The 18,955-nt window shown below is 62.7% G+C and carries 15 protein-coding genes; 7 read left to right on the top strand and 8 right to left on the bottom strand.

All coding sequences use genetic code 11. The features are described 5' to 3' along the window. Window position 1: 1 nt before the first annotated feature. The 4 genes from C5J22_RS19845 to C5J22_RS19860 form a co-directional block, all read right to left on the bottom strand. Entirely contained in the window at window positions 2-463 is a 462-nt protein-coding gene (locus tag C5J22_RS19845) for a tripartite tricarboxylate transporter TctB family protein (RefSeq protein WP_105439618.1), read from the bottom strand. Window positions 464-580: 117 nt separating this feature from the next. Continuing rightward, window positions 581-1,564, bottom strand: a complete 984-nt coding sequence (locus tag C5J22_RS19850; protein ID WP_105439619.1) for a tripartite tricarboxylate transporter substrate-binding protein — start codon at window positions 1,562-1,564, stop codon at window positions 581-583. 209 nt (window positions 1,565-1,773) lie between these two features. Beyond that, window positions 1,774-3,144 carry a sigma-54 dependent transcriptional regulator gene (locus tag C5J22_RS19855; protein WP_105439620.1) on the bottom strand — a complete coding sequence of 457 codons (1,371 nt, stop codon included), beginning with the start codon at window positions 3,142-3,144 and terminating at the stop codon, window positions 1,774-1,776. Beyond that, entirely contained in the window at window positions 3,141-4,967 is a 1,827-nt protein-coding gene (locus C5J22_RS19860) for a sensor histidine kinase (RefSeq protein ID WP_245440475.1), read from the bottom strand. The genes C5J22_RS19855 and C5J22_RS19860 overlap by 4 nt, the downstream gene beginning before the upstream one ends. Before the next feature lie 237 nt (window positions 4,968-5,204). On the opposite strand from C5J22_RS19860, the gene C5J22_RS19865 reads away from it, so the two are divergent. The 4 genes from C5J22_RS19865 to C5J22_RS19880 all read left to right on the top strand — a co-directional run bounded on the left by C5J22_RS19865 (window position 5,205) and on the right by C5J22_RS19880 (window position 10,868). After that, window positions 5,205-5,681 carry a DUF4126 family protein gene (locus C5J22_RS19865; protein ID WP_105439622.1) on the top strand — a complete coding sequence of 159 codons (477 nt, stop codon included), beginning with the start codon at window positions 5,205-5,207 and terminating at the stop codon, window positions 5,679-5,681. Further along, window positions 5,678-7,051, top strand: coding sequence for an FAD-containing oxidoreductase (locus C5J22_RS19870; RefSeq protein WP_105439623.1), 1,374 nt, complete (start codon window positions 5,678-5,680; stop codon window positions 7,049-7,051). Before C5J22_RS19865 ends, C5J22_RS19870 begins: the two co-directional genes overlap by 4 nt. Window positions 7,052-7,158: 107 nt before the next feature. Next, window positions 7,159-9,117 carry an asparagine synthase (glutamine-hydrolyzing) gene (gene asnB / locus C5J22_RS19875; RefSeq protein ID WP_105439624.1) on the top strand — a complete coding sequence of 653 codons (1,959 nt, stop codon included), beginning with the start codon at window positions 7,159-7,161 and terminating at the stop codon, window positions 9,115-9,117. A gap of 338 nt (window positions 9,118-9,455) precedes the next feature. Beyond that, complete coding sequence (locus tag C5J22_RS19880; RefSeq protein ID WP_105439625.1) at window positions 9,456-10,868, top strand: GumC family protein; 1,413 nt, start codon at window positions 9,456-9,458, stop codon at window positions 10,866-10,868. A gap of 5 nt (window positions 10,869-10,873) precedes the next feature. On the opposite strand, the gene C5J22_RS19885 is transcribed toward C5J22_RS19880, so the two are convergent. Beyond that, a complete protein-coding gene (locus C5J22_RS19885) occupies window positions 10,874-11,971 on the bottom strand; it encodes a glycoside hydrolase family 5 protein (RefSeq protein ID WP_105439626.1) in 1,098 nt (365 codons plus the stop codon). A 270-nt stretch (window positions 11,972-12,241) separates the two neighbouring features. Here C5J22_RS19885 and C5J22_RS19890 point away from each other — a divergent pair, with 270 nt between their 5' ends. Next, the gene (locus tag C5J22_RS19890) at window positions 12,242-13,549 is read left to right on the top strand and encodes an O-antigen ligase (RefSeq protein WP_105439627.1); all 1,308 of its coding nucleotides are present in this window, start codon (window positions 12,242-12,244) and stop codon (window positions 13,547-13,549) included. A 1-nt stretch (window position 13,550) separates the two neighbouring features. Beyond that, window positions 13,551-14,348 (top strand): WecB/TagA/CpsF family glycosyltransferase, encoded by a 798-nt coding sequence (locus C5J22_RS19895; protein WP_205837205.1) that lies wholly within the window; start codon window positions 13,551-13,553, stop codon window positions 14,346-14,348. Here the strand turns inward: C5J22_RS19895 and C5J22_RS19900 are convergent. Both C5J22_RS19900 and C5J22_RS19905 read right to left on the bottom strand, forming a co-directional pair. Next, complete coding sequence (locus C5J22_RS19900; protein WP_046634313.1) at window positions 14,345-15,118, bottom strand: polysaccharide deacetylase family protein; 774 nt, start codon at window positions 15,116-15,118, stop codon at window positions 14,345-14,347. The two genes, C5J22_RS19895 and C5J22_RS19900, sit on opposite strands and share 4 nt — an antisense overlap. 49 nt (window positions 15,119-15,167) lie before the next feature. Continuing rightward, a complete protein-coding gene (locus C5J22_RS19905) occupies window positions 15,168-16,355 on the bottom strand; it encodes a glycosyltransferase (protein ID WP_172746715.1) in 1,188 nt (395 codons plus the stop codon). A gap of 131 nt (window positions 16,356-16,486) precedes the next feature. Here C5J22_RS19905 and C5J22_RS19910 point away from each other — a divergent pair, with 131 nt between their 5' ends. After that, window positions 16,487-17,911 (top strand): lipopolysaccharide biosynthesis protein, encoded by a 1,425-nt coding sequence (locus C5J22_RS19910; protein WP_105439630.1) that lies wholly within the window; start codon window positions 16,487-16,489, stop codon window positions 17,909-17,911. Here C5J22_RS19910 and C5J22_RS19915 read toward each other — a convergent pair. After that, a complete protein-coding gene (locus tag C5J22_RS19915; protein WP_172746716.1) occupies window positions 17,908-18,924 on the bottom strand; it encodes a glycosyltransferase family 4 protein in 1,017 nt (338 codons plus the stop codon). The genes C5J22_RS19910 and C5J22_RS19915 overlap by 4 nt on opposite strands. Between the last annotated feature and the right edge of the window lie 31 nt (window positions 18,925-18,955).

An 18,955-nucleotide genomic window follows, 5' to 3' on the forward strand; every position in this document is an offset into this window, starting at 1 on the left:
CTCAATAGCCGAGCCAGGGCCCGAAACGGCGGAACGGAAGGCCGAGGCCATAGCTGAAGACGGCGACCGAGAAGACCGTCAGCGCCGCCGACAGGACGAGTGCGGTGAGCGGTTTCATGCGGCCCGAGGCGAAGGAGGCGATCAGTGCGGTGACGAAGATCGACGGCACGAAGCCCAGCCCGCGAACGGTGAGGCCGAAGAAGATCGGCGCCGGCAGGATGAATACCATGCCCCGCAATGCGAGCGCCCCGATCGGCCCTCCGTCCACCCGCATCGACTGGATGAGGATGATCGCGCCGAACAGGATGAGCGCGCAGGCGAGGATGAACGGAAAATAGCCAGGTCCCATGCGAAACGCCGTACCGAGCTCCAGTTCGAACGACTGGTAGGCAAAGAACAGGCCCGTTGCGACCAGCAGCAGCCCGCAGATCAGATTGGCAGTGTCGAATTTCAGCGAATTCATGGTGTCTCCGTGAAGTGGGAGATGTTTTGCCGGACGTGCCCTTCATCCGCTTGCCAGGCATCCCCTCCCCGCAAGCGGGAAGGGGATCGGAGTTAGGGCAGACTGACCGCGGAAACCTTAGTCCGCGTACTGGCCGGCCGCATGGATGACCGGCTTCCAGCGGGCGATTTCGCTTTCGAGCTTGGCCTTCAGGGCTGCCGGGGTGGCGTCGCTGTCCGGCGACGGCTCGGTGCCGAGTTCGGCGAAGCGAGCGGTCACGCTCGGGTTCTTCAAGGCAGACTTGAGGGCCTTGGTGAGCTTGTCGATCGCGTCCTTCGGCGTGCCTTTCGGCGCGTAGAGACCATGCCAGATGCCGACCTGCATGTCCGGCAGACCGGCTTCCTTGACGGTCGGGATGTCCTTCAGGACGCCGAGACGTGCCGGGGACGTGACCGCATAGGCCTTTACCGTGCCGCCCTGGATCTGCTTGGTGGTGTTGGTGGTCTGGTCGCACATGATATCGACCTGGCCGCCGAGAAGTTCGGTCATCGCAGGACCGGTGCCCTTGTAGGGAACCGTGACGAGCGACGTCTTGATCGAGTTCATGAACAGCATGCCGCACAGATGCGAAGCGGCGCCGATGCCGGCGTTTGCAACCGTTACCTTGTCGCTGTTGGCCTTGGCATATTCGATGAGACCCTTGAGGTCGGTCGCCGGCATGTCTTTGCGGGCGAGAAGCGTCATCGGAACGTCGGTGACGAGGCCCACATATTCGAAGGCGTTCAAGGTGTCGTAGGGCAGCTTGCGATAGAGCGAAGCGCTGGTCGCCATGCCGATATGGTGCAGGAGAACGGTGTAACCGTCCGCTTCGGCATTCGCGACGCGGGCAGCGCCGAGGGTGCCGCCGGCGCCGCCGACGTTTTCAACGACGATCTGCTTGCCGAGATCCTTCGACATGGATTCAGCGACGAGGCGTGCGACGGTGTCGGTCGGGCCGCCGGCCGAAAACGGCACGATCATGGTGATCTGGCGCTCGGGATATCCCTGCGCATTCGCCGAAGCGGAGAAAAGGGAAAGCGCCGCAAGAGCGGTCGCGCCGATAAGGGCGTTCAGAATTTTCATCGGGGCTCCTCCAGGATGAAATGTGGCACAGCCGGCGCGCAAATTTCCTCCCGCGCCAACCTGAGGACCATCTGCGGCAGGGCGCGCAGCACGCGCAATCGTTGCTGAGACCTTAAAACAGCATTTCCGTAAATACCGCGGCGCAACATGGGTGGATTCGGGAACAATCGGCAAAAAGCATGGGTGGAAATCCACACATGCCTCCGTTATCAACCGTCCCGGTCATCCTGCAGCATGTGCTCCGGACCGAGCAGCTTCTTGTCGAGCCCGTATTTCTGCATCTTTTCGTACAGTGTCTTGCGGGAGATGCCGAGGGATTCGTAGACCGGTCTCAGCGCGCCGCCATGCGCTGCGATCTCGCCGGCGATCAGGTTGCGCTCGAAGGCTGCAACCTTGTCTGCAAGCCGCCCTGCCCCATCCTTTGCGACGCCGGTTTCACCCGGCTTCGGATCGAGACCGAGCACCAGCCGGTCGGCGGCGTTGCGCAGTTCCCGGACATTGCCCGGCCAGTCGCGCTGGGCTATCGCCGAAATCACCTCGGCCGGCACTTCCATGTCATCGCGGCCATAGCGCGCCGCTGCCTCCCGCACCAGCTGGAGGAAGAGAAGCGGAATATCCGATCGTCTCTGCGCCAGCGACGGCACATGGATGGTGGCAACGTTGAGCCGGTAAAGGAGGTCGGCGCGGAACCGGCCCGCCGCCACTTCCGCTTCCAGATCCACCTTGCTGGTGGCGATGAAGCGCACGTCGAGCGGCACGGTTTCGTTGGAACCTAGCCGGGTGATGACCCGCTCCTGCAGCACGCGCAGGAACTTCGCCTGCAGATCGACCGGCATCGAGCCGATCTCGTCAAGCAGGATCGTGCCGCCGCGGCCATGTTCGAACTTGCCGTAACGGGGCCTGAGCGCGCCTGGAAAGGCGCCGGCCTCATGGCCGAAAAGCTCGCTTTCGATCAGGTTGTCGGGAAGAGCTGCGCAATTGATGGCGATGAAGGGCCGGTTGGCCCGCGAACTGATGTCGTGGAGCCCCCGCGCCACCACTTCCTTGCCGGCGCCGGTTTCGCCGATGATCAGCGTATCGGCATCCGTGGCGCCGATGGCGCGGATCCGGTAGCGCAGATCGACCATGACCTGGGTACGGCCGGGAAGCCGGGCTTCGACATCGTCACGCTTGCCGGCAACGGCCCTCAGGCGGCGGTTTTCCAGCACCAGGCTGCGCCGGTCGAGCGCGCGCCGGATGATGCCTGCGAGATGCTGCGGCGTGAACGGCTTTTCGAGAAAATCGTAGGCGCCTTCCCGCATGGCCTTGACCGCCAGCTGCACGTCGCCATGACCGGTGACCAGGATAACCGGGATTTCCGCATCGAGCTCGCGGATCTTCTGGAGCAGCGTCATGCCGTCGGTTCCCGGCATGCGGATATCGCTGACGACGACGCCGTCGAACCCGAAGCCCGTCAGTTCCAGCACATGATCGGCATTGGAAAAGGTCAAGACCGCCAGGCCGAAGAGCTCCAGCGCCTGCGCCGTCGAACGGCGCAGTTCCTCCTCGTCGTCGACCAGCAGAACCCTTTGCTCGCTCACTCGGCTGCCTCCAGGAGATTGCCGTCGGCAACTTCGAGTTCGATCCGGAAGACGGCGCCGCCTTCCGGATGATCGGCAACGCTCAGGCTGCCGCCGAAATCCTTGATGATGTTGTAGGAGATCGACAGACCCAACCCCAGGCCCCTGCCGACACCCTTGGTCGTGAAGAAAGGATCGAAGATGCGTTCGTGGATGGCCGCCGCGACGCCGGGCCCGCGATCGCGCACCGACACCATGACCCTGTTGCCCGCCTGCTCGGCGGAAACCGTGATCCGCCGGTCGTCGAGGCCTTCGACGGCATCGGCGGCATTGGTGATGATGTTGACGAGCACCTGTTGAAGCCGCACCGCGCCTGCCTTGACCGCGGGAATAGCGGGATCGATCTCGATGTCCAGTTCCGCATCCGCCGCCTTCAGACGCGCTGCAACGATCTCCAGCGTGTCGCGCATCACGTCGTCGAGGGCGACGGGCCCGAGCTTCTCGTTCGGCTTGCGGGCAAAGTTGCGCAGATGCCTGCTGATCGAGGCCATGCGGTCGATCAGCGCCGAAATGCGCCGGACATTGTCCCGCGCGTCGTCGGTGCGTCCGAGATCGATCAGCACGCCGGCCGTTTCCGCATAGGTCTTGGCGGCGGCGAGAGGCTGGTTGAGTTCGTGTGACAGGGCGGCCGACATCTGGCCGAGGCCTGCGAGCTTGCCCGCCTGGATGAGGTCCGCTTGGGTCTGGCGCAGCCGCTGTTCGGTGAGCCGCCGTTCGGCGATTTCCTCCTCGATGCGGCTGTTGACGCGGGCGAGATCTGCGGTGCGCTCGGCAACGCGGTGCTCGAGCTCGTTGCGCGCCTCGGCCTGCAGCATCAGGCGTTCGTTGAGCCGCGCACGGCGCTGAAGAACGATGGCGAGCCCGAGGCCGGCAAGGCAGAGCGTCAAAAGTGCTGCAACCGTCGCGGTCTTCGCCTGGGTATGCACCGAACCGGTGTCCATCAGCACGTTGACGGTCCAGCCCGCGTCCGGCATCGGTTGCGATACGACGAGATATTCCTTCTCGACCCCGCCATCCCGGATGGTCATGACATCGCGTCCTGCGAAGCTGCCGCGCTCGACCGGCAATTCGCGGAGCTTGGCGTCCGCATATCGCCGCGACGCCTCGGTGCGGGCGATCCGGTCGGGCGTCAGCGGCAGGATGCTCGCATAAAGCCATTCCGGGCTGCCGGTCATGAAGATGATGCCTTCGGGATCCGACACAAAAATCCGGTCGTCGCCGCCACCCCAGGAGCCTTCGAGGGTGTCGATATCCACCTTGAAGACGATCACGCCGCGGACGGCGCCGCCGATCTCGATCGGCGAGCCGAAATAGTAGCCGCGCTTCAAAGACGTCGTGCCGAGCGCGTAGAAGCGGGACTGGCGGCCCTCGGCCGCATCCTGGAAATAGGGCCGATAGGTGAAATTCTCGCCGACAAAGCTGACCGGGCTGTCATAGTTGCTGGCGGCGATCGTCTCGCCGTCCATGGTCATCACATAAATGTCGGAGGACTTTAAAAGCCCATTGATCTCCTTGAGATAGGCGTTCGCCGCCGCCCGCGGCGTCTCGTTCTTCGGATCGAGGATCACCGCCTCGATATTCTGCTGATCGGCGATCAGAGCCGGCAGCGCCTCGTAGCGCTTCAGATGGCCGTCGAGCGCCGACACCGCCAGGCGCAGCGTCGTACCCGCCTGGACCTCGGCCTCCTCGATATAGCCCCGCGCGAGGATATCGCTGCCCTTGAAGACCAGCGCAAGACCGATCGCCGCAAGCAGGGCCAAAGGCAGAAGAATGCGATATCTCAACAGGCCCGGGTTCCTCCCATCTTTCCGCCGGTTTCCGGCGAATGGCCCCATTCTAACCGCTGGGCCGCGGATTTCCATCAGCACTACCGCATGAATCGTCAGGCCGAAGCAGAGATACGCAAAGAAAGGCGAGCATGTGGGCGTTATACAAGTTTTACTTGACCCGAAGTTTCCTGCGGAACAGTCTTGCGGGCTCGGGGTCAAGTCAACGCCAGGGCAGCATCAAGGGGGAATTCAATGATCTATATACTCGCACTTTTGATCGGTGTCGTCGCCGGCCTGCGCGCCATGACCGCACCTGCAGCAATTGCCTGGGCCGCCTATCTCGGCTGGCTCAATCTCTCCAGTTCCTGGCTCTCCTTCATGGGCACGATCTGGGCCGTCGGCATCTTCACCATCCTTGCCGTGGTCGAGCTCGTCACGGACCAGCTCCCCTCGACGCCGAGCCGCAAGGTGCCGCAGCAGTTCGGCGCCCGCCTGATCATGGGCGCGCTCACGGGTGCCGCGATCGGCACACCCTATGGCGGCTGGATCGTCGGCCTCGTCGCCGGTATCATCGGCGCCGCAATCGGCACCTATGGCGGCGCCGCCGTCCGCGCCAAGCTGGCGGCCAGCTTCGGCAAGGACCCGCCGGCCGCCTTCATCGAGGACGCCGTCGCGATCGTCGCGGCCTACCTCATCATCGCGTCCCTGCCTGTCGCGGCCGCGGTATGAAGACCTTCGACGCGATCATCATAGGGGCCGGCCAGGCCGGCCCCTCGCTCGCAGGGCGCTTCAACGACGCCGGCAAGACGGTTGCGATCATCGAGCGCAAACATGTCGGCGGCACCTGCGTCAATACCGGCTGCAAGCCGACCAAGACGCTCGTCGCCAGCGCCTATGCCGCCCATGTCGCCCGCCGCGGCAGTGATTATGGCGTGGTGCTCGACAGCCCGGTGAAGATCGATATGCCGGCCGTCATGCGACGTTCGCACAAGGTGACGCTCGACTCGCGCCATGGCAACGAGAGCTGGCTCGAAGGCATGCCCAACTGCACTCTGATCCGCGGCCACGCCCGGTTCGAGGATAAGAACACGATCCGCGTCGGCGACGAACTTCTGACCGCGCCGCAGATCTTCCTGAATGTCGGCGGCCGTGCCGCAATCCCGGATTTCCCGGGCGTCGGCGACGTGCCCTACATGACCAACAGCGATATCGTGATGCTCGATCGGGTGCCGAAACATCTGGTCATCGTCGGCGGCAGCTATATCGGGCTGGAATTCGCGCAGATCTACCGCCGCTTCGGGGCCGAAGTGACCGTCGTCGAAAAAGGCCCACGTCTGGTCGGGCGCGAAGACGAGGAGATTTCGCAGGCAATCCGCGAAATCCTCGAAGCCGAAGGCATCCATATCCGCACCGGCGCCGAATGCATCCGTTTCAGCAAGCACGAAGACGGCGTCGCCGTCGGCGTCGACTGCACCCAAGGCGCTCCGGAAGTGATCGGCTCCGACGTTTTGCTCGCGGTCGGCCGCCGGCCGAACACCGACGATCTCGGCCTCGACAAGGCCGGCGTCGAACTGGACGCCAAGGGCTACATCAAGGTCGGCGACGATCTCTCGACCAATGTCGAGGGCATCTGGGCGATGGGCGACTGCAACGGCCGCGGCGCCTTTACCCACACCGCCTATAACGACTTCGAGATCATCGCCGCCAACCTCTTCGACGGCGAGAGCCGCAAGGTCTCCGACCGGTTGGTCGGTTACGCCCTTTATATCGACCCGCCGCTCGGCCGGATCGGCATGACCGAGGCGGAGGCCCGCAAATCCGGCCGCAAGGTTCTGGTTGGCGGCCAGTCCATGGCAAGGGTCGGCCGCGCGGTCGAAAAGGGCGAAACGCAGGGCCTGATGAAATTTGTCGCCGATGCGGACACGCACGAGATCCTCGGCGCCGCCATCCTCGGCACCGGCGGCGACGAATCGATCCACGGCGTGCTCGACATGATGAATGCCCGCGCCACCTACGATACGCTGCGCTGGGCAGTGCCGATCCATCCGACGGTCTCGGAATTCTGGCCGACCGTGGTGCTCGGAATGAAGCCGGCCTGAAACCCTATTTGGGACACGACTACAATTTTATCGATCGCCTGAAGCGGCCGGCAAGCATTTCCGGCTATGACCGTGAGCATCAGTGTCCCTGTTGATGATGGAAACAGATGTGCGGTTTTGCGGGCTTCGTCGGTGAGGCATTCGGCTCCGGAAATCCGGAGGCCCTGCTGTCTTCCATGGCACAGGCGATCGCCCATCGCGGACCGGACGGGCAAGGCGTGTTCACCTCGCCCGGCATTGGCCTCGCGCATGTCCGACTGTCGATCGTCGGGCTTTCCGACGGCCAGCAGCCGATGACGGATGCCGAAAACCGCTTTACCATCGTCTTCAACGGCGAGATCTTCAACTATGTCGAACTGCGCGACGAACTGAAGGCGCGCGGCGTCGCCTTCCGCACCGGTAGCGACACCGAAGTCCTCCTGCAGCTCTACGCGACCTATGGCGAAGCCTGCCTATCGCGCCTCAACGGCGATTATGCCTTCGCGATCTGGGATCACCGCGAGCGCCGGCTGATGCTCGCCCGCGACCGGATGGGGGTCAGGCCACTCTTTTATACGGAGCACAAGGGCTCGCTGTATTTCGCCTCGGAGATCAAGGCGCTGCTGGAAGTGCCGGGCATCGAGGCCGAACTCGATCCCGTGGCGCTCGACCAGATCTTCACGCTCTGGACGCCGATCGCGCCGCGCACCGCCTTCAAGGGCGTTCTCGAGCTCGAACCCGGCCACCTGATGGTCGCCAGGAACGGCCGGACTGAAACACGGCCCTATTGGGCGCTCGATTTCCCGGATGCGGGCGATCATTCCGAGATTGACCAGTCGGTCCGGGAGGAGGAATTGCGGGCGCTGCTGACCGATGCGACGCGGCTGCGCATGCGCGCCGACGTGCCGGTCGGCGCCTACCTCTCCGGCGGACTGGACTCCTCGCTGATCGCAGCGCTCGCCGCACCCATGGCTCCGAATGGCCTCGACACCTTCTCGGTGACCTTCGACGATGCCGAGCACGACGAAAGCGCCTTCCAGCGGCAAGTCGCAGAAGCGCTCGGCACCCGTCACCACGCCGTCGCCAGCGGCTCGGCCGATATTGCCGCAAGTTTCCCGGATGTGATCCGTTTCACCGAGCGGCCGGTCCTGCGCACCGCCCCCGCGCCGCTCTACCGCCTCTCGGGCCTTGTCCGCGATGCGGGCATGAAGGTGGTGCTGACCGGCGAAGGCGCCGACGAGGTATTCGCCGGCTACGACATCTTTCGCGAGGCGCGCGTCCGCCGTTTCTGCGCCCGCCAGCCGGATTCGAAGATGCGGCCGCATCTTTTCCGCAAGCTCTATCCCTATTTGCCCGGGCTGAAGCAGCAGTCGTCAGAATATCTTGCCGCCTTCTTTGGCGCCGGCAACGATCCGGCGGGCGATCCGCTATTCTCCCATCGCCCGCGCTTCCGCTCGACGACCGCCGCCAAGATCTTCTATTCCGACGAACTCCGCGCCACGCTCGGCGGCTACGATGCGGCCGAAGAACTTGCCTCCCGATTGCCGGCGAATTTCGGACGCTGGCACCCGCTGCATCAGGCTCAATATCTCGAAAGCCGGTTCCTGCTGCCCGGCTACATCCTGTCGAGCCAGGGCGACCGCATGGCGATGGCGCACGGCATCGAAGGCCGTTTCCCCTTCCTGGACCACCGGCTCGTGGAGTTCGCGAGCCGGCTCGCTCCCGGCATGAAGCTCAAGGGCCTGGACGAGAAGCACATCCTGCGCCGTGTCGCCAGGGACCTGTTGCCGGATGTCATCAGCAAGCGCCCGAAACAGCCCTACCGCGCACCGGACAGCCGTTCCTTCACCGGCAATAACGCACAGGCCTATGTCGGCGAGATGCTCGGCGAACAGGCGATCGCCGACTCAGGCCTCTTCAATCCGAAGGCCGTTGCAAAACTCCATCAGAAATGCCGCCTGGCCCCGGTCTCCGGATTCCGCGACAACGCCGCTTTCGTCGGCATATTGTCCACCCAGCTCTGGCTGAAGGGTTTTACCCAATCCGCTGCGGACGAGGCGCATCCCGTTCGCAAGGCTGCTTATTAGCTGTTGAAAATCTTCAATTAACTTAAAATTCACGTCAATTCGGCATGATCGCCAGAGTGTGTCCAATTGTAGGTTCTTTCGCTGTGGCGAAAGGGCGGAGGTAGTCCATGTACGAGCCGAAGGAGCCACATACTCGGCGGTCGGCATCGGCCCGGGCGTTGCGTCGTCGCAGCGAATACCAGAGCTCCCTCCTGGACCATCCGATCCAAGAAGAACAAGAGCCCGAAGAACGCCCCTCGCCGCGCCATCGGCCTCGTCCTTCTTCGGTACCTGACTATCGATCCCATTCGGACTATGATCGTCAACCGCCCGCCTATGAACGGGAAGATGACGACCGGATGCGATACGAGGACATTCCGTTTGAAAAACGGATCGAGGCACAGCTTCACAGCCTGACCGATATCCATTTCACCGATATCATCCGGTGGCTGCGCAGGGGCTTTCTGCGTATCATCGCCGCGGCGATCCTCGGCGCCCTCCTTGCACTGTTCTACGCCGCCATTGCCTCACCGCGCTATACCGTCAGTACGGAGATCATCATCGATCCCTCCAACCTGAACCTCGTTTCCGACGACGTCTTCTCCGCCAACCCCCAGCGGGATTCCCAGCTTCTGGAAGTCGAGAGCAAGTTGCGGGTCCTGACGTCGCGCAACGTGCTGACCAAGGTCATCGACGATCTCAACCTCACCGAAGACCCGGAATTCAACCGTCCCGGACGGCTCGACGGATTGCGCCGCCTCATCTCGTTGCCGACCGCGCCCGAGAACAAGCAATTGAGCGTCCTGCGCCAGTTCGAAAAGCAGATTACCGCGACCCGCGACGACGGCTCGTTCGTCGTCGTCCTTTCGGTCTGGACGGGCGACGCCGACAAGTCGATCAAGCTGTCGAACGCGATCGTCTCGGCCTTCGAGGGCGAATTGTTCAAATCCTCATCGAATAGCGTCGGTCAGCTTGCGATCGGGCTCAACAGCCGGCTTGACGAACTGCGCCGCTCCGTGACGCAAGCCGAAGAGAAGGTCGAGCAATTCAAGCGCCAGAACGACCTGCAATCGACCGCCGGCGAACTCACCAGCACCCGCATTTCCGGCGCTCTCGATACCCAGGTTCTCGACGCTCAGCAGCGGCTGATCCAGGCCGATACCCGCTACAAGCAGCTCCAGGCGGCCTATGCCGACAGGCGGGTTGCGAATTCGGCGGTGTTCGATTCTGCCAGCATGGTCACCCTGCGCGCCAGCTATAGCGCGTTGCAGCAGCAGATCAGCTCGATGACGCTCGTCTACGGCAGCCGGCACCCGCGCCTCGTCGCTCTGCAGTCGGAGCTTGCTTCCGTCGACCGCGCGATCTCCGAGGAAGCCGCCCGTCTTCTCCAGTCCGCCAAGACCGATGTCGACCAGGCAAACAGCGCCCTTCAGGAACTGCGCCGCAAGTCCGACGCTTCGCGATCGACCGTGTTTACCGAAAACGACGCGCAGGTGCGCCTGCGCGAACTGGAGCGGGATGCCCGATCCAAGGCCGCCGTTTACGAAACCTATCTGTCGCGGACGCACCAGATCAGCGAGCGTCAACAGATCGACACCAGCAATGTCCGGGTGATCTCGCCGCCGGTGCCGCCGCAGTCGAAGAGCTGGCCGCCGAGCTCGGTGCTGCTGCTGATCGGTGGGGCTTTCGCCGGCGCCATGTTCGGCGTGCTGATGGCACTCACACTCGGCCTGTTCGGCCATATGCGCGAAGCCGGCCGCGAGTTCGCCTGAACCTTCTACTTCTTCGGAACGAGCGCCTCGTACAATTCCGGCAGCCATGACTTGGAGGTTGGGTCCCAGGGGCCGAATTCGTGGGACGCGAAATCCCAATAGGCCCAGCTCATGCCGCGTCTCTCGATCTCTTCCCGCACGATCCGCGTGTAGGTCACCCGGTCGGGATAGTAGGCGAGCGAATTGGAGCCGAATTCCCCGACGAAGATCGGCCGTTCGTTCTTTTTCCCCCATTCGACCGCCATGTCGAGCGGCGTCCTGATCTCCTCGATCTGCACCTTCTCGCAGCAGGATGTTCCAAGCCAGGGCCTGGATCCTTCGATCCAGCTGGCGCCCTGCATCGTGAACTTGAACGGTGCATAATTGTGTATGGTAACGATCAGGCGGCGGTCGTCTGGAGGCAGCGCCAGCTTCTCGAGCCCCCAGGCCGTGCTCCATTCCGCCGGGTCGACAATCAGGAAGCGGTGAGGATTAGTCTTGCGGATCACCGCAAGCGCCTTGGCGAGCAGATCGTTCCAGACCTCCTCCGTCTTGCCATGCGGTTCGTTGTAGATCTCGAACAGCACCTTGTCGTTGGGCAGGCTCTGATATCGCCGTGCGAGCTGTTCCCAGATCGCCAGGAAACGCTCGCGGCTCTTCTCCACGCCGATCGCGACCTCCTCCGCCTCCAGGGGATCGCCATCCATCTCGTGATAATGGTGGAAGTCGATGATGATGTTGAGGCCCCGGGACAACGCGTTGTTGACCGCAAAGTCGACCCGCTTCATGAAAGCCTCGTCGAGCTTGTAGGGTTCCGAAAGGGCCGCATGGCTGCTGAAACGGACCGGCAGCCGGATGGTCTGGAACCCGCCTTGCCTGACGGCCTCGAACAGCTCGGTGGAAAGCCGGCCTCCCCAGGCACCTTCGCTCGGCGCCTCCAGCGTCCCCCCGAAATTGACCCCTCGCCCCAGCGCCTTGCTTTGCTCGGCCGCCGTCAACCCGGCAAGTTCAGGCGCGCGAGCTTCCGAAAACGGCTTCAGCACGAAATTCTGCGCCTGCGCACCGGCAATTCCGATCGCCATCAGCATGAGAGATCCGGCAAGCCGACAAAATATTCCCAGCATTCGAAATCTCCACTGGCGCCTGCAAGCCTGCCAAGGATTGCAGGATGAGCGCCAAGTTCTGGTTCGATACCGTCAAGGTCAAGCAACCCGCCTAAATTTATGCAGTTATGATGAATGGCCTAAATCTCGCAACGTCGCAGTCACGGGCTTCGAAGCCGGGCTTCGGCCACTCCGACGAACGTCGCAGCAGTGGCCGCCGGATATGGATGCTGGCGAGATTCGGCGGTTTCTGTTACGATTCGCGCGCGAAGAGAACGCGGCGGCGGGTGGATGACGAGAGACACGGACGAAGTTGCGTCTTCTGGAAATTTCGGCGCAAAGCTGCTGTTCTGCTGTGTCGGGTGCTTCTACTGGATCACCCTGACGCCTTTCGTCGACACCAGCCTCAATCCTGCCCTGGCGAAGCCTGCTCTCTGGAGCCAGCTGCTCGCCTATATGCTGTTCCTGATCGTGGTTATCTATGCGATGACCCCGAGGGTGCGGAGCGTCATCTTCCAGCCCCGCCTGCTGCTTGCGTTGGTGTTCGGGTGGCTGTTTCTGACGGCGGCACTTTCGGTCGATCCGCTCGGTGCCGTCAGGCGCGTCCTGATTGCCCTCACCGTCTGCATCAGCGCCAGCGCTTTTCTGATGCTGCCGAAGGGCGAGGGCCAGTTTGCGCGGCTTGCCGGCGGCGGTGTGATGCTGATTGTCGGCCTTTGTTATTTCGGCGTGTTGTTTCTCCCGAGGCTTGCCGTCCATCAGCTGACCGACTTTCTGGAGCCGCAGCATGCGGGGCTCTGGAAGGGAATTTACGTCCAGAAGAACGAGACCGGCGTCGTCATGGCGCTCTCCTGCTTTGTCGGCATCTACCTGATGTCGGCATGGTCCCGGATCATCGGACTGCTGGTCATTGCTGCGAGCAGCCTGTTCCTGCTGAAAACCGGCGCCAAGACCTCGACCGCAATGCTGCCCGGCATCTTCATCCTCAGCATTTTCTTCGAGCGCTGGCGCTGGATCCGCATTCCCGTCGTCTTCGGCGGGGTCGGCCTGCTCAACCTGGCGACCGTCGGCGTGTCCACGATCGCGCCGCTGAGGGAGATCGTCGCGGCAACCGGGATCGATACCACCTATACGGCACGCGCCGACATCTGGCGGCTGGCGCTCGACGCTATTGCACAGAGTCCGATCACCGGTTATGGCTTCGGCTCTTTCTGGGGGGCGGAGAGCCTCGTCAACAGCGACATGCGCACCCTGAACTGGGCTGTGCGCGCGGTGGATGCCCACAATGCCTATGTCGATGCCGCCATGAACGCCGGCATACCGGGATTGATATTGATGGTGATATGGGTCTTGGCTACTCCCCTTAAAAATCTGGCGGCAATCGACGCCGCAAAAAACTTCACGCCGCTCACGAGGCTTTTCTTGAGGATCTGGCTTTTCTCGATCTTCCTCGCCTGCCTTGAAAGCGTGTTCCTTGCCCGGTCGGGGCCTATCTGGTTCACGATGATGGTTGCCATGTTCGGCCTTGGTTACCAGGCCCGCTACCGCATCATAGCCTCGAGGAAGGCCGAGCCCGCCTATGGACCAGCGTACGCCTGAAATGTCCGAGCAAACACCGGTGAAACAGCGGCAGCGGACGTCCGCCTTCGGCATCGAGTTTTCCACCTGGGACGCAGGCAGGATCGTCGATACGATCGTCTCCGAACCGGTGCCGGCCGGCGAAGGCCTGCGGCTGCTGGTGACCGCCAATCTCGATCACATCGTGCAGCTGAACAGGAACCCCGCCTTCAGGGCCGCCTATGACAAGGCCTGGCTGACCACCGTCGACGGTGCCCCCGTCCTCCTCTATGCGCGGTTGCGCGGGCTGGCCGTTCCCGGCCGCATCACCGGCGCCGACCTGTTTCCCGAGATCATCGAGCGCCTCAAGCCGGGCACACACCGGCCCCTGCTCCTATGCTCGAGCGAAACTACGGCAGCGATTCTCGACGACAAGCTGAAGGCGCTCGGTTTTTCCGAGCACGTCATCGTCACCGCCCCTCCGGCTTTCGAGCAGAATGAGACCTTCGGACGCGAATTGGTGGCGATGCTTCGGGAAAGACGCGTCACGCATATCTTCTTCGGCATCGGCGCCCCGAAATCCGAGATCTGGATGGACAAGCACCGCGCCGACCTTCCCGATTGCTACGGCTTCGGTTTTGGCGCCGGGCTGGATTTCTATGCTGGCGTCAAATCGCGTGCTCCGGTCTTCCTGCGGAAAGCCGGGTTGGAATTCCTCTGGCGCGTTGCGACCGAGCCGCGCCGCCTGGCACGGCGCTATTTCGTTACGTCCTGGGCATTCTGCTGGGCCGTTTACAAGGATCTGACGGCCGACCGCCCCGACACGGACAAGACCCGTTAGGCGACCCCGATCCGCTTCAGCGTATCGATCACCGTCTCGACCTTGATGCCGCGCCGGCGCACCTTGTCGACCACTTGCGAGAAGAAAGCCGGCGAACAGCCGATATTCGTCGGGTCCTCGCGCACGTCGTGGGTATAGAAGATCAGCCAGCCGCAGCGCCGCTCGACATCGTCCAGCATCCTGTCGATCGAAGCGGAATCGTTGCTGCAGTCATAGAGTTCCTGCGCTTTCAGATGGGCAAGGTCGATGAGGCCGGAATTGGTGCCGACCTTGATGCCGCGCAGGCCCGGATAGTGATGCATCAGCGCCAGCTTGGATGGAACCGAAATCATCCCGAAGGGATATGCGAAGGAAACCGGCTTTGCGGAGCCGACGATCCGGGCGATTTCCTCGTCGTTTCGCCTGACATCGGCCATCAGGTCGCGACGGGGCGTTTTCTGGACATTGATATGGCCATGGGTGTGGCCGCCGATCTCGTGTCCCCTGTCCGAAAGCGTCGCGACCATCTCCTCATCGACGATCAGCTGGCCGTTTTCGACGCGCTGCATCAGTCCGCTTGCAAGATAGAACGTGCCGAGCATGCCGGCATCCTCGAGAGCGGGCGCCGCATTTTCGAAGACCGAGACAGGAAAGTCGTCGAACGTGAAAGCAACGACAGGCGCGTCCAGCTTCAACAGGTGTGGGCGAAAATATACGTGCCGCCCGATCTTGCGGGATACTCCCGCCAGTATCTCGGAACCGGACATCTCCCAGAGTTTCGGCTTTTTCATCTACCCCCATCCATTGCAGTCGGATCTCCCAGAGCGTCAGAACATAATGTCAAATACTTACGGTTGTCTCAATCTCCGGCGCCGCGGAAACGGCATTTCCCGCGATCCCCGCCGCCTGAAGAAGATGGATGAACCTTTCGGCCGATTTCTCGACGCTGAACTCCCCGGCGCGGGCCTGGAGAACTGCGCTTTCGGGCGGCTGTTCGAGTGTCATCGCCATGGCCTGCGCAAGCGCGGTCGCATCACCGACCGGCACCAGCCGTCCAAGCCTGCCGTCTTGCAGGATTTCGCGCGGGCCGTAAGGGGCATCCGTCGCGACGACGGGCACCCCGCAGGCCATGGCCTCGATCAGTGCGTTTCCCAACCCCTCATGCGAGGAGGACGATACGAAAAGCGAAGCTTGCGACACGATCGACAACGGGTCTGGATTGTGTCCCGGCAAGCTGACGTCCTGCGATAGATTTAGCGCTTCGACCAAGGCCTCCAGATTGCCGCGCTCATCGCCTTCCCCGACGATCGTCAGCCGAGCCTCGCGCATCCGCCGGAGCTGCGCGAAGGCCTCGATCAGCGTCGCATATCCCTTTTCCGGCGAGAGCCTTCCGACCGAGACGATGTGGCCCGGTTCCGGGGCGCGGCCCAGCTGCTCGATCCGCCGCCGCATCTGTGGCGTCAGCACGGCATTGGTACCGAGATTGACGACTTTCGCGGCCGGCACGCCAAAACGGTCGATGAGGTCGTTTCGCGCACCGGCCGTCAACGTCAGGACCAGATCGGCGCGCGGATAGGCAAACCGGATCAGCCTGTAGGCCAGCCGGTTCTGCCAGTAGGGATCGCCGGTTCGCGCCTGCAGGGGGCTTGCCACCTCGCGCAGGACGATCGACGGCCGCGTTTCCCTCGCAAGCCCTCGCGAGGCCAGGACCACCAGGACATTCGCCGCCGCCTCGGAAGACACCAGCGCCCTCGGACGCCCCGTGACCAGCAACCTTCGCAATGCGGCGGGCGCAAAGGCGAGGCGCAGTTTGCGGCCGTTGCCGAGATCGATAACGGGTACGTCGGCGCGGATCAGGTCCCGCAACGGACCCGAACTCTGAAGTGTAACGATTGCGCTCGGAAATCCCTGGCCCTGCAGTTCGTTTGCCAGCAGGATGGCGTCGCGTTGGGCACCGCCGCCATCGAAACCACGCACGAGAAAGCAGATTCGGGCTGCGACCGGATCAACAATCCGAGAGCTATTCATAATCATCACATGCCCTATGATTATTGCGTTTGTTCCTGCTAAGGAAGGATCTACGTCACTCCCGGCGATCGGGCCTACCCTAGAGGGTTAGCGGTTAATTCTGACCAAATGCATATTATTGGGCGACGAAATTGAGCGATAGACATGCCTCGGTGTATTTAGCCTCGCGGGCGACCTCGGCCATCATCAATCTCGTGTCGGTTTCCGTCTTCACGCGCATGACCAGCGCCGAAGTGTACGGCCAGTATATCGTCGGTTTTTCGATATGCATGATGGTCTACAGCCTGGGCGTCCAGTGGATCGTATTCGCCCATTTCGGACGATACGACCCCAAGGAAGCCGATCGGCTCGCAGGGGCGCTGCTGCTGGTTTCAGGGGTAGTGATGCTGCCGGCGATCGGCTTCATATACCTGTTCTACCTGTTTGGAACATTGCATGCCGATGTTGCGGTCAGCAGCAGCCTGCTGGTCGTGTGCTTCACCTTGTATTTCGTCGCCGTCGAAATCAGCCGCGCCCACCTTCTTGTCCGGCTCGTTGCAATCGCGACCATCGCCCGCGCCGTCTTCTCGCTGCTGTTCGGTTACATCGCCGTCCTCGAATTCGACACGCCCGGCGCATTGCTGGCAGGCGTGGGGCTCGGTTATGCGCTGGGCTCCGTGCCGGTTTTCCGGCATTTCAGCCGCACCATATGGGCGTCCGGCTTTGTCTGGCCTAGGGCCAGCGACGTGCGGCGGATGTGGCGCTATGGCTGGCCGCTTGCCATCGCCTTCGGCGCCTCGGCTGCCGCCATGAACGTCGATCGGCTGCTGCTGGCGGGCCTCTACAATACCAGCACCGTCGCCCCTTACGGGACCGTACTCGACCTCATGAAGCAGACGTTCCTGGTCTTGGCCGAGGCGATCAGCGCTGGATATATTTCGAGCGCCAAGAACTTCCATACGGAGGGGAAAGGGACCGAAGCGCGGCATACCCTCAAGCGCGCCTTCATTACGCATTGCTATATCGTCATTTTTGGCACCGCATCCTTCATCCTGCTCGGCGATGTCATCTTCGGGATCCTGCTCGCCCCGAGCTATCTGCCGGTCGTCACGCAGATCATGCCGATCCTGCTCGTCGCGAATGCCATTCTCGTCATGCGCGCCCACTATTTCGGCCAGATCATTTATTTCAGCGGGACAACAAACCTGGAACTGGTCGCTTCCGTCGCGATGCTCGCGGTCACCGGAACGCTGAGCTACCTGCTGATCCCTTCATACGCGGCAATGGGCGCCGCCATCGCCTTTACGCTCGGGCAGGCGGCGGCTCTGTTGATCTGCCTGGTCTACGCGTCGGGAAACCTGCGCATGCCTCTCGACCTGCCCCGAGGGGGCCTGCTGCTGGCTCTCGGCATAGCTGTCGTCGCTGTCGGCAAAGGTGTCCAGCTCCTGACGGAAGAGCCGGCTGCAAGCGCCATCAACTTCGTCCTGATCGGCATCACCAGCGCCTATATCGCGCTGCGCTGGAACCTGTTCGACACCCGCTCGCTGCTTCAGCGTTTTTATCCGCGACGCGGCTAGACGCCGCTCTCGGAATGCAGGAAATTCGTATAGCGTTCCAGCATGAGCTCCCGGCTGTGATGCTCTCGATGCAATCGCGCAAAATCATTCCGAAGCTGCGCGTCCGGATAATTCGCAGCGAGATCTTTGACCGCATCGGCAAGGCTGGCCGCATCGCAGGGCGGATGAAACCGCGTCATGGCTGCGTTCTCATGCCCGTCGCCGATGCACAGCACCTCCCGCAGGACCGGGAGATCGGACGCGACGACCGGCAGGCCGGCCATCGAAGCCTCCACCCCGGCAAGGCCGAAAGTTTCCCAGATCGACGGGAACACATAGATATTGCCGGCCGTCAGGATGTCGCCGAGCGCATCCCGCTCGATCGAGCCGACCAGATGGACGCGCTCCGCCACACCCAGCGTGCGAGCTTTGCCCTCCAGAGCCTCCCGGTTCGGGCCGTCGCCGGCGATGATCAGATGCATGCCCGGCAGCGTCCCGAGCGCATCCACCAGGACTGCGTGATCCTTCTGATCCACCAGCCTTCCCGTCGCGACCAGCACGAAAGCATCCGGCGCAATGGAAAGGCGCTGCCGCCAGTCGACCGCTGCGCGAGCCGGCGGAATGGGATCGACACCATGCGGGATCAGAATGAACCGCCGCCGGTAGGCAGCTGGCCATTTACCGAACGACGCGCTGGTGGAAACGGAATTCGATACGAAATGGGTGAATATCCCGGCCGAACCGAACAGCCAGTCAAGTGCCTTCCAATGCCGGCGAATACCCTCCGGCGCTGCGGTATGATGGGCGGCGCGCACCGGCACGCGGCCCAGAAAGCCTAAAAAGCCGCCGAAGACGGAGGCTGCAGCCTGGTAGGTGAAGATCGCGTCGTATTTTCCCGACAGGATGGTCCAGCCAAGGCGTGCGAGATTGCGAAGCGTGGCGATCGTTCCACGACCGGTGTCGAGAGGCAGCGTCTGCACCTCGAAACCGCGGGCATGCAAGCCGGTCTCCACCATCTGCACAAGGGTACGCACGCCCCCCATCTTGTCATGGGTTACGAGTTGG

Origin of the sequence: Neorhizobium sp. T25_13, assembly GCF_002968675.1 — a bacterium.
Classification (GTDB): Bacteria; Pseudomonadota; Alphaproteobacteria; order Rhizobiales; family Rhizobiaceae; genus Neorhizobium; species Neorhizobium tomejilense.

Coding starts and splice junctions, on each gene's coding strand:
- C5J22_RS19845 (WP_105439618.1), bottom strand. CDS start 463: ATGAATTCGCTGAAATTCGACACTGCCAATCTGATCTGCGGGCTGCTG.
- C5J22_RS19850 (WP_105439619.1), bottom strand. CDS start 1,564: ATGAAAATTCTGAACGCCCTTATCGGCGCGACCGCTCTTGCGGCGCTT.
- C5J22_RS19865 (WP_105439622.1), top strand. CDS start 5,205: ATGATCTATATACTCGCACTTTTGATCGGTGTCGTCGCCGGCCTGCGC.
- C5J22_RS19870 (WP_105439623.1), top strand. CDS start 5,678: ATGAAGACCTTCGACGCGATCATCATAGGGGCCGGCCAGGCCGGCCCC.
- asnB (WP_105439624.1), top strand. CDS start 7,159: ATGTGCGGTTTTGCGGGCTTCGTCGGTGAGGCATTCGGCTCCGGAAAT.
- C5J22_RS19880 (WP_105439625.1), top strand. CDS start 9,456: ATGCGATACGAGGACATTCCGTTTGAAAAACGGATCGAGGCACAGCTT.
- C5J22_RS19885 (WP_105439626.1), bottom strand. CDS start 11,971: ATGCTGGGAATATTTTGTCGGCTTGCCGGATCTCTCATGCTGATGGCG.
- C5J22_RS19890 (WP_105439627.1), top strand. CDS start 12,242: ATGACGAGAGACACGGACGAAGTTGCGTCTTCTGGAAATTTCGGCGCA.
- C5J22_RS19895 (WP_205837205.1), top strand. CDS start 13,551: ATGTCCGAGCAAACACCGGTGAAACAGCGGCAGCGGACGTCCGCCTTC.
- C5J22_RS19900 (WP_046634313.1), bottom strand. CDS start 15,118: ATGAAAAAGCCGAAACTCTGGGAGATGTCCGGTTCCGAGATACTGGCG.
- C5J22_RS19905 (WP_172746715.1), bottom strand. CDS start 16,355: ATGAATAGCTCTCGGATTGTTGATCCGGTCGCAGCCCGAATCTGCTTT.